The organism is Geminocystis sp. CENA526 (genome assembly GCF_050753365.1).
Classification (GTDB): domain Bacteria; phylum Cyanobacteriota; class Cyanobacteriia; order Cyanobacteriales; family Cyanobacteriaceae; genus Geminocystis.
The window spans coordinates 1-10,567 of the sequence record NZ_JBLZFY010000124.1 but is presented as its reverse complement, the minus strand read 5'-3'; the positions used below and the strand labels follow the sequence as shown (position 1 = coordinate 10,567).

At 31.0% G+C, this 10,567-nt stretch carries 13 protein-coding genes; 6 read left to right on the top strand and 7 right to left on the bottom strand.

Translation table 11 applies throughout. From position 1 onward, the window contains the following. Positions 1-180: 180 nt before the first annotated feature. Positions 181-369 carry a hypothetical protein gene (locus ACN4EE_RS20275; RefSeq protein ID WP_431708315.1) on the top strand — a complete coding sequence of 63 codons (189 nt, stop codon included), beginning with the start codon at positions 181-183 and terminating at the stop codon, positions 367-369. A gap of 197 nt (positions 370-566) precedes the next feature. Here ACN4EE_RS20275 and ACN4EE_RS20270 read toward each other — a convergent pair whose 3' ends face one another. The 5 genes from ACN4EE_RS20270 to ACN4EE_RS20250 form a co-directional block, all read right to left on the bottom strand. Further along, a complete protein-coding gene (locus tag ACN4EE_RS20270; RefSeq protein WP_431708314.1) occupies positions 567-2,654 on the bottom strand; it encodes a protein kinase domain-containing protein in 2,088 nt (695 codons plus the stop codon). 9 nt (positions 2,655-2,663) lie between these two features. Next, complete coding sequence (locus ACN4EE_RS20265; protein ID WP_431708313.1) at positions 2,664-3,461, bottom strand: PP2C family serine/threonine-protein phosphatase; 798 nt, start codon at positions 3,459-3,461, stop codon at positions 2,664-2,666. A gap of 9 nt (positions 3,462-3,470) precedes the next feature. Beyond that, complete coding sequence (locus ACN4EE_RS20260) at positions 3,471-4,130, bottom strand: vWA domain-containing protein (protein WP_431708312.1); 660 nt, start codon at positions 4,128-4,130, stop codon at positions 3,471-3,473. 147 nt (positions 4,131-4,277) lie between these two features. Next, a complete protein-coding gene (locus ACN4EE_RS20255) occupies positions 4,278-5,384 on the bottom strand; it encodes a hybrid sensor histidine kinase/response regulator (RefSeq protein WP_431708311.1) in 1,107 nt (368 codons plus the stop codon). Between the two features lie 532 nt (positions 5,385-5,916). Then, positions 5,917-6,495 carry a thylakoid membrane photosystem I accumulation factor gene (locus tag ACN4EE_RS20250; protein ID WP_431708309.1) on the bottom strand — a complete coding sequence of 193 codons (579 nt, stop codon included), beginning with the start codon at positions 6,493-6,495 and terminating at the stop codon, positions 5,917-5,919. An 85-nt stretch (positions 6,496-6,580) separates the two neighbouring features. Here ACN4EE_RS20250 and ACN4EE_RS20245 point away from each other — a divergent pair, with 85 nt between their 5' ends. The 4 genes from ACN4EE_RS20245 (at position 6,581) to ACN4EE_RS20230 (ending at position 7,967) form a co-directional block, all read left to right on the top strand. After that, positions 6,581-7,039: a J domain-containing protein gene (locus ACN4EE_RS20245; RefSeq protein ID WP_431708308.1), complete on the top strand. Its 459-nt coding sequence runs from the start codon at positions 6,581-6,583 to the stop codon at positions 7,037-7,039. Positions 7,040-7,094: 55 nt separating this feature from the next. Then, the gene (locus ACN4EE_RS20240; protein WP_431708307.1) at positions 7,095-7,367 is read left to right on the top strand and encodes a DUF3143 domain-containing protein; all 273 of its coding nucleotides are present in this window, start codon (positions 7,095-7,097) and stop codon (positions 7,365-7,367) included. 133 nt (positions 7,368-7,500) lie between these two features. Then, a complete protein-coding gene (locus tag ACN4EE_RS20235; protein WP_431708306.1) occupies positions 7,501-7,689 on the top strand; it encodes a hypothetical protein in 189 nt (62 codons plus the stop codon). After that, entirely contained in the window at positions 7,674-7,967 is a 294-nt protein-coding gene (locus tag ACN4EE_RS20230; RefSeq protein WP_431708305.1) for a type II toxin-antitoxin system RelE/ParE family toxin, read from the top strand. Before ACN4EE_RS20235 ends, ACN4EE_RS20230 begins: the two co-directional genes overlap by 16 nt. A 193-nt stretch (positions 7,968-8,160) precedes the next feature. On the opposite strand, the gene ACN4EE_RS20225 is transcribed toward ACN4EE_RS20230, so the two are convergent. Continuing rightward, complete coding sequence (locus tag ACN4EE_RS20225; RefSeq protein WP_431708304.1) at positions 8,161-8,790, bottom strand: hypothetical protein; 630 nt, start codon at positions 8,788-8,790, stop codon at positions 8,161-8,163. Positions 8,791-8,898: 108 nt separating this feature from the next. After that, positions 8,899-9,324: a hypothetical protein gene (locus ACN4EE_RS20220; RefSeq protein WP_431708303.1), complete on the bottom strand. Its 426-nt coding sequence runs from the start codon at positions 9,322-9,324 to the stop codon at positions 8,899-8,901. Between the two features lie 104 nt (positions 9,325-9,428). Between ACN4EE_RS20220 and ACN4EE_RS20215 the strand changes: the two genes are divergently transcribed. Continuing rightward, positions 9,429-10,451, top strand: a complete 1,023-nt coding sequence (locus tag ACN4EE_RS20215) for a hypothetical protein (RefSeq protein WP_431708302.1) — start codon at positions 9,429-9,431, stop codon at positions 10,449-10,451. Positions 10,452-10,567 lie beyond the last annotated feature (116 nt).

The following is a 10,567-nucleotide window of genomic DNA, read 5'->3' as shown; positions in this document are numbered from 1 at the left end:
AGTCTGATCCTGATGATACCCCAGTAGAAGAAATTAAAGCTAGTTTAAGACGGGCTTTGCAAGAAAGAAAAGAAGGAAAAACTATACCAATTTCTGAACTATGGGAAGGAATTGATGACTAAATAATAAAATCATTTAAGGTTGCTATAATAATTTTTAATCGTTTTATAGAGAATAATTATGACAAAACTTTCGATCGATATACCTATTCAAAATATAGCGGAATTAATAACCTCTATGAACAAACAGGAAATTGAAACCCTATATCTTCTTTTAACAGAAGAAGGGACAGAACTTTTAGAGAGGAAAAATGACGTTTTACTCAAGAGATTAAAATTTTTAAATAGAGAAGAAGCCTTCGATGTATAAAGAATTAAATAATTTTAGGGACACTTAATAAAAAACACGATCGAATCCTCCCCAAAAAGTTCGATCGAACCAAATCAATAATCGAACCTGATAAATTAGTAATCAATATTCTAATAATAACTCCGCATCTCTATCTTAATTTTTTGCAAACTTTTGTTCATATTTTTTAAACGCTTTTTATCTGATAAAAATAAGATTTATGAGAAAAGAATACGGAAAAAACTAAAATAAACAATAAATCCTATAATTCCCCAACCTATACCATAAAACCATGTAATAACTATTGTGAAATATACAAGTAAAACTAAAAAAAGACTTCTTTTAAAACCATCTAAATCTCTATTTAGGTAACTGAAAATAGATATACACACAAAAGAAGTAATTAAAAAAGTCATAATTACCCAACCTAGATTACCCCATTCAATAATAATAAATAATGTCAAAATTGTTGGAATTAAAATTATAAAAAAAGCTAAAGATTCCAATAAATCATTGCTATTTGATGTAGAATTTCGTTGACTATTTTGAAAATTTTTATTTTGTGTTGGAGATGATTGTTTTGTTATAGTTATACGAGTTTTTTTCGGTGCAGGTTGTGCTTGAAATGGCGCCAGATTTGGTTTGACATAAGTATAACTATGGGTAGTTTGTGCTGGAGAGGATTTTTGTTTTGGTTTAGATACTTTAACAGAACTAAGGGGAGGATTTGATGATTTTTGTTGTGATTGAGAATTTACATTAGCATTATTATTTATATCAGAAAAAGATAATAAAGATTTAACTTCAGACTCACTAAGAACTGTTATTTGATTGGGATTTTCTAAACATATTTCTGGTGTATTAATTCCTTTATTTATTTGTATATTTCCATAAATTTTAAGATATAGATTAATCGATAGTTCATTAATAGTATCTAGGAATAAAGGAAATTTTTTAAAATTTACTATAATATAAAATGGATGATCTTCTTGAAGATTATATGATTGATATTCTTGGTTGTTATCAAAAAACTCTAGTTTCTTTATTTCAAGAATCAGATACCGTGAAATTTGATTGTTTAATAAATCTCCATTTGTAAAATTAATCACTTGACCAATAATCGTTATTTCTTTTCCATTTTGTTTTAATATTTCTTCCCTCTTAGTAGCATCAAATATTTGAGTAGATTTGTTTTTATTTTGAGGCAATAAATTAGTTTGATAATTCTTAGAATTTGTTGAGGATGAAGATTTTACTCTTGTTTTAGATGTTGATTTAATGCCCGTTGGTAGTTCAAATATATCTGTATCTAGTTTACTTTTTCTGGCACACCAATAGCAGTTATTTTCTAAACTAGAATAAACATGACTATCAATTTGATCACAAACTTGTAAATTATTTACTCCTTGCCTTAAAGCATAAAACCAATCTTCAGCAGAAGGGCGTAAATGAGGTTGAGAATGACCATCATTAAAACATTTTTTAAATAATTTTTGTAGAGCAGGATGAACAATATTTAAGGGAATAGTATTGTGATTATGGATTAAAAGATTATGATCACTTTCTATCCAAATACCTTGTTTTATTAAGTCATTTTGTTCGGGTTTATCTCCTGCACCTTGCCAATTACCTAAGCTAAAAGGATGATAACTAAATAATAATTGATAAATTAAAACTCCTAAACGAAAATTATCATGATAAATATATTGTTCAATATTATGAAAATCTTTACCAATTAACTCAGGTGGAGTATAACCTTCTGTACCCACTAAACAATGATATATTTGATCTCGATAAGGATGTCTTACTTGAAAAGAATCCGTATCAATAAAAGATGGTAAAGCCTGACTATTTACTAAAATATTTTGTGGTTTAATATCTCCAATTATATAGCCTTCTCGATGAATTGCCGCCATAATAGAAGCGATATTGAAAGCCACACTATGCAAAAAATGCCAGTCAACTTCTAACTTTTTGGATTTTCTTATTCTAGGGCTATAAAGATTAATTAATTCGATACCTCCAATTATTTGAGGCATCAAAAAACCGATTAAATTACCCTTATTATCTTTGATTAAAGACTGAGGAAAAGCAAAAGAATTATGCTTTAATTGTTTATTAGGATCATCAGGCTGATGGCTGATCATTACTTCTAGTTTAGCGAATCGATCGGACGTAGGATGATGATAAATTTTTGCTAACATCCTACTCCAATTAGTTGTCCAAACTTCCCCCTCACCACTATTAGCAATTTGATCAAGTAAGATAATATCTTGATTCGTTTTGGCACAAACTACAGTATTCATAGACTAATTTTATTCGGTGAGTAGGGCTAAAAGTAAGGTTTTATCGTCATTGGTTCGAGCATTTAATCTTTCCGAGTTGAGAAAATCAATGATATACTGCTTATCTTCTTCGGTTTCGGCGGTTTCCTTCATGTATTCCTCTAACGGATTAAAGAAAGGAGGAAAGGGTTGCCAATTCTTAAAATTAATCGCCACTTTCTCTAAACCATCGGTAGAAGCACAAATAAAACTGCATGGCTTATCTAATACTTTAATCTGCATTTCCTCAAAGGCATTACTAGAAGTAACAAAAGTTGTTTCGTTAATATATTCTCCTTTATCGGGAGTGAACAACAGTTGTAAATCTTCATCCACAGGACGCACCGCAATAAAACCATCGCCAATTTGCATAGCACAGATGTACTTATCACTAGCAAAAAAGATGATCAAAGTACAAGCTAAATCTTGATATTGATAATTAGACTTTTGTGCTTCATCATTAATCGCTTTTAATACTTCTTTCAGTAAATCATTATAAACATCTTGAGCTTGATTAATACTAGGAGTATTTCGGCGAGGCTTGTCAGGATTTAGTTTAATATTTTCAAGAAGTCGATCGAAATAACCTTCTAAAAAGCTAATAGCCGTATTTACAGCAATTTTTGAACCAATATCCGAATATTTAGCACTTCCTGCACCATCTGCCACTGCTCCAATAACAATTTTGTTACCAAATAAAAGATAATCTCCGTAGTCTTGACAGGGCAAATTTTGTTGTTGATGACTAACCCCTATGGCACATTGAACAACAGTTTTCCATTTTTTCATAGTTAATCCTTAAATAGAAATTTGTCCCCAACCAACGGGCGGTAATGCAACGGCTTCGCCAATTTTACCTCCAGAAACTCTTTTCATGGAAGTGCTTAACCACTGGAATAAACCTCGAAAATCTAAACCATTTAATACTACAGGAGGACGATCGATCGGTGCTATTTGTTTAAGTTTGTTCATATCTGCTCCTTCCACTGCTACAGTGAAGAAAAGACAACGTTTTTGAGCATCCGCTTCTCTTACCATTTCCGCAGAAGTTTGCCAATTATCCGTAGGCGCACCATCGGTAATTAAGAATATCCAAGGGCGATAGTAACCAATACCATTCTCTTTATACTCTCTCTTGCGACTTTCTAATAATATTAGGGCTTTTTCCATAGCTTCTCCCATAGGAGTTACGCCACTCGCTTCTAATTTTGGCGGATTAAATTCATCGATCGTGATAAAATCTTGAGCTAATTTAACGGTATCACCAAAGGTAATGATGGCTAATTCTACGCTTAAACTTGCCTGAGTGTCTTTAATAACATCTTCTTTAAAGGTAGTAATGCCTTTATTTAAGGCGTTAATGGGTTCACCATACATTGATCCTGAAGTATCTAACAATAGAATAACAGGACAACGATTTTCGGGATTATCGGCAAACTCTGGTAATCCTACGGGCATAATTCTCTCTCCAATAGCAACTGATGATCTTATATTAATTCATTTTAGATTATTGAACATAATTTTAATCGATCGATCTACAATGTCTATAAATTTTATTTATAACAGACGTAGAACAGGCATCTTGCCTGTTTTTCTCTCAGATGTTTATTTATTCAGAGAAAAAGGAATTGTAAGTATAAATTTTGTGCCTTCATTTTCTTTGCTTTTAACTTCTATTTTTCCACCGTGTAAATCAATAGCTTTTTTAACGATCGAAAGCCCTAAGCCATTACCTTTAATACTGCCGACATTACTAGCTCTCTCAAATAAAGTAAATAATTTTGCTTGATAATCTTCAGGCATTCCTATACCTTTGTCTTCTATTTCTAAGATAAATTCTTCAGAATTACAACATAAATTTAAGATAATTATTCCCCCTTCAGGAGAATATTTAATAGCATTAGAAATTAAATTATTTAAAATGTGATTCAGAATTTTTTGATCTAAATAAACTTGATAATTTTCTTGATTACTATATAATTTTATCTCATGTTCACTGGTTAAATTATTGTACTCGTCCACCATAATACTGAGATATTCGACAAGGTTAAAATTTTGGGGATAAAGGGTTATTTTTCCTTCCTCAGCTTTACTGATTAACAACAAATCTTCCAGAGAATCTGTCATTTTTACTACCGCAGATTTAATGAAATTAAAGTATCTTTCCTTTTTATCAGGAGAAATTCGATCGCCATAATCTCGAATCAATTCAGTATAACCGAGAATATTCGTTAAAGGAGTGCGCAAATCATGGGAAGCAGTGGCTAAGGCTTGGGTTTTTATCTGGTTAAGTTTTTTTTCAGCACACAAATCCGCCTCCCGTTGCAAATCTTCCTCATACTTTGCCCATGCCATCGCTATAGTAGTACTAATATCCGCTATTTTATAAGGTTTGACCAAATAACCATAAACAGGGATAGATTTTGCCCTCGCCAGAGTTTGACTGTCTCCATAAGCACTAAGATAAATAATCGGAATCTTATGTTGACTATAAATAACTTGCGCCGCCTCAATACCATCCATTTTTCCTTTTAACATAATATCCATTAAAATTAAATCAGGTTTTATGGTATTTGCCTTTTCAATGGCTTTTTCACCTGAGTTAACAATGCCACAAACTTGATAGCCTATTTTTTTCAAGTCAAAGGAAAGACTTTCGGCGGCGATTAACTCGTCTTCCACTATCAATACCTGTATTTGTTTTATGGTCATAATAAATACTAAGAATGAGGAATATTTTAATCTGCTACTCTATCAATTATTACAGAAAAATCAATAGATCATAAATTAGGACGCATCTAAGTTGTCTAATGGGGAATGGGGAATGGGGAATGGGAAAAGGGAAAAGGGAAAAGGGAAAAGTTATTTTCAAAAATTAATCAAAAATGCAAGTTAAATGCGCTTTAGCTGAACAAATATTTATGATTTTCTGATCATAAGTACTCATGCAAAATAGATTGTGAATTTTAAAATTAATTAAAATAACCTACATCTTTGTTGCCTATGCCCCGATGCCTTTTGCCTTTCATAAAGTAAATATACAATTAATTTTGCCTACTCACTTAAGAGATTGCTTCAGGTTGCTTCGTTGCCTCGCAACGCTACGCGCCTCACCGCAATGACAATCAAAGTTAACTAAATTATTTAATTTCCATTCCTTAATTCTTAACTCTTAATTCTTAACTCTTAATTCTTAATTCTTAATTCTTAATTCTTAATTCTTAATTCTTAATTCTTAATTCTTCTATTCTTTGGTTTCGGGGACTAATTCACTGTTAAACTGGTTAAAGGTTTTACGTTTTAATTCGACAGACTCCGATCGAGGTACTAAGTCAAAAACTTTGCGTAACACATCGTCCACATCTTCAAAGCGAGATTGCCCCACTTCATCAAAAACTACTTTACCTTTTTGATCTAAAACCACAGTTTGAGGAATGCCCTGTTTATAATAATAACCCACCTCATCGGGTTGAAAACTATCTTTTTGAGGAATAGTATCAATATTAATGGGAATAATACTTGCCGCCCTTCCATAAAATTCCTGATAACGAGAAACAATAAAAGCATATTGCTTAGAATCACTATTGTCATCTAAATAATAAACCAATACTACTGGCAATTTCCTCTCTAACGATTGTTTTAAGGTTAATTTAGATGGTACTAATGAACCATTACCTGCATAAACAACGAAAATATTACCGTCATATCGATCGTTATTAATATCGGCTTGAGAAACACCGCTATAACTAAACCAAACAGTCAAAGTACATACAGCAATAATGAAAATACGTCTAAAAGTAGAATAAAGTCCAGTTGTTAACATAAATTAAAATTCGATAAATGATCACGGCACAAAATATAAAATCATGTACTAAAATATTGAAACAGATATTGATGTCAAAAAAACGGTGAATAGCACTAATTTTTCTCCTTCTTCTCCAAAATATTTTGCTGATACCCACTATGGTTTATTTAATTTACATCCTAGCTGTTCAGTCATTGAGATTAGAAGAGCTTATCGGGAGTTAAGTAAACTATATCACCCTGACACCACTAATTTACCCTTAGAGGAAGCAAAACAAAAATTTCATCAACTAAATGAGGCTTATGGTGTCTTAGCCAATCCTGAATCTCGATCGATCTATGATTTACAAATCGGTTACTCTCGTTGGAATGTCATTCAAACTCCCTATGATTTTTCTGTGTTAGAAGATGAAAAAGATGGAATGAGATCAGCTTACTTGGATGCTACCGATCGACCTTTATCCAGTGGAGAACTATTTGCACTATTATTAATGTTCGGTACGATCGTCGGTTGTATGTTATTAGCGATAACTATTGCGTGGTTGAGAACTTCTGCTATATAGTTATAATTGTTAATCTTAAATCCGATGTTGTGATTTTTTCTTCGTCTCGAAAATAATGCAGAAATTAACCGCCAAAAGTCCTTTATATAATTTTCCCTTACCAGAAATTGAACGATGGTTAAAAAATATGGGGTGTGAACAAAATCCTAAACTACTCAATTGTTGGTATGTCAAAAAAAGAGGATGGGAAGCACAAATTACCCTAGAGATAGAAGATTTAATCGTTAACTACCTTAATGCAGGTGCAGATGGTAGCGACATCAAAAGAGCATTCCGTTATTCTCTCTCTCGTCAAGACATTGAAGACGCTGTTTTTTCTGGTCCTTAATTCTTATTAAGGAATGGAAATTAAATAATTTAGTTAAGTTGGATTGTCATTGCGAGGCACGAAGCAATCTCTTAAAATAAACTTTTATATTTTATTAAATCCTCATTCTTAATTCTTAATTCTTAATTCTCCCATGAGTTCACCAAAAGAAAAAGTTGAGTCGATGTTGCGAAAATTACCAGATGATTGCACCATTGAAGATATACAATATCATTTATACGTTTTAGGAAAAGTTCGTCAAAGTTTACAAGTGGCTGATAGAGAAGGCGTTTTACCACAAGCACAAGTAGAAGGATTATTAAGTAAATGGCTTATCGAGTAGTTTGGTCTCCTAAAGCAGTGGAAGATGTAGAAGCCATTGCGGGTTATATTGCCAGAGATTCACCGTCTTATGCGGCGGCGGTTGTTTGTAGAGTTATCGAGATTACTAATAATTTACAGCACGATGCGAAACAGGGAAGGTTAATCCCTGAAATCGAAGAATCGACTATTATTGAGCAATTTGCCTATAGTTATCGTCTCATTTATCGTGTCCAAGAAGACACTGTTACCGTCATTGCTCTTATTCACGGCAAAAGGTTATTATATTTAACTGAGTAACAAGATCAAAAGTTGTTTTATTAACGATAATTTTCTTGGGGATCATCCAAAAACTGATTTCAATTCGGAAATTATTAACAACTATTGATTATATTTTTATTTTCAATCAGAGTAAAAAATATTATTTTGACGGGCTAAAACTATAGTTTTGTCAAAATAATACTCTGTTTTTATGCAAAATTTCGTTCGAGTGTCAAGCATAATAAGTGACACCACGATAAGTGATTGGTTTTCCTTTCGGTTTCACAGCAGAAGTGTCAGCAGATGGAGATTTGGGAGAATCTTGAATCACCACACCTCGATAAGTTTTAACATCCTCGCCCACGGCAGAAACGGGTTTATTTTCCCTATTTTGTCTGACATTTTTCTGTAAACTATTAGAAGAAGCAATATCAAAAAGATTGTAGGAACTAGGTACAAATGTTTGTTTGCTATCAATCTCTGTTTTCTCCATAGAAGATACAGAAACCTCTAATTCTTCTTCATTGATTACAGGTAAAGATGCTGATAAATTTTGATTTTGGTCAACATTATTTGTGTTTAATTGATTGTTAATAGATGCAGAATTAACTTTGTTTGTTTGTTCCTTAATTTTTGGTTCTTCTACCCAAACAGTATAAGAAAAATTTGTCTCAACTATAAATGTTTCTTGTCCTAACTGAGTCATTTCTTCACATAAGTTTAAGGCTTTATCTTTAAACTTTTTAGGAAGTACAGATTGACGACGAAAGGTTTTAGCGAAACAATTTAGAGTCATCGACTGTTGAACTTCTGTAGCAGAAATTCCTTGCTCGACTAAATCATCTAAAAGAAGTAGTTTCATGGCTAATTATATAAAAGTTTAGCTTGTTTTTTGTTAAAGTGACGATCTTACTTAATCACTTAAATCATATCAAGATTTTAAGATAAAAATTGTAAAGTACAATACAAATCAGTAAATTAAATAACTAGAATATTTTACAGAGTTTTTTTCTTTAGACTGTAATAATATTCTCCATGTTTTTCCTGTGGATTGTCTTTGTAAATCAAGATTAAATGTATTCGTTACCGAGGTATTTTGACGGGTATTTTTACTTAATTTAATTTTGTAGTTTCCTTCTAAATGATACGTTGGCAAATTAAAAAGAATAATCGGTTCAATTTTTGTAATATTAATTTCAGTTATAGTAAAGTTAAGTTTTTTTTGGGTTAATTGCCTACTCAAAGATTCCTGTTCATATTCCAGTTTAAATGTCAGAGCTTTTTCAATTATACTAGGACTTGGTGCAAATTCTAACGGGGGTTTTTCTACACTACAACTTACACAAAGTATAACGATCAATATATAAATAGTCCATTTTATTTGTTTGCCCAACATTTTATCAAAAAACGATCACAATTTAGGACATAATATTGAATTAATGATTAATTGTCAATTCTACATTCTAAGTTGTAAATTTTACATTTTTTACCTTTCAGTTTATGGATAATACCCCAGAAAATATTAACCCCAATGGTTCGATCGAAATCAAAAAATCCTTAAAAAGAACAATTCTTCAACTACAAAAATCCATTGACATTATCAATGACAAGAAAATTAAAGATTTACCTAATTTAACCATAGTTGATGATTTAGTACAATCCAGTAACGCCTTAGTTGACTATTTAAGATTAAAAAATCTAAATAATCCCGATGATAGTAATAATGAAGAAATTGATAATTTAGAAGATAATAATACCATATCCCTTGACAATACCGAATTAAATAATCCACCCCTGCAAAAAAAGATCAAAAAATCGAAAAATAATCTTAATTTATTGTTAGTAATAGTTTTATTAGTAAGCATTTTTTTCAATATATTTTTAGGTTTTATTAATCCAAAAAATGCCGTCAAAACTTTAGCAGAAAATAAAGATAATCTAGTAGAAGAAATTAAAAATATAGAAGATATTAAAAATAATGATAGTATCAATACAGAAAATCAAACTATCAATAATGAAATAGAAAATATTAGAATTATAGAAAATGAAGAAAATCTTGAGCAAAATAATGAATCAAAAAGTTTAGAAAATGAAGAAAATATAGAAAATAATCAAGTTATAGAAGATAATAATATTAACACCTTAGACAATGAAAATATTGAGATAGATAATAAAGATAATACAGTTAGTGAATCAGACAAAGAATTGGAATTAATTTTCACTCCCGAAGATTATTTACTAAAAAATATTAAAGAACAAATAGATCAAATTACCACAAAATACGGTAAAAAATTGATCATCAAAATTCAAGCTAACTTGAACTTAAATAGTTTAATAATTTATATTAGTGATGATTGGTATAAATTAGGTGATACTCAACAAAATAACTTAGTCAATGACATCCTTGAAAAAGTGAAAAGTTTAGATTTTTATAAATTGAATTTATTAGATATTAATGGGAATTTATTAGCTAGAAATGCAGTGGTAGGGAATGATTTTATTATCACGAAAAGAAGTCTTTAACCGAAAACGTAAGCTAGACGCATCCAAGTTTTCAGGAGCGATTAATCAATAAGTTTATGGCTCTTCTACTTTGAGTATGATAAATTATGTCTAAAAAAAGGTGTCAGGTATCAGGT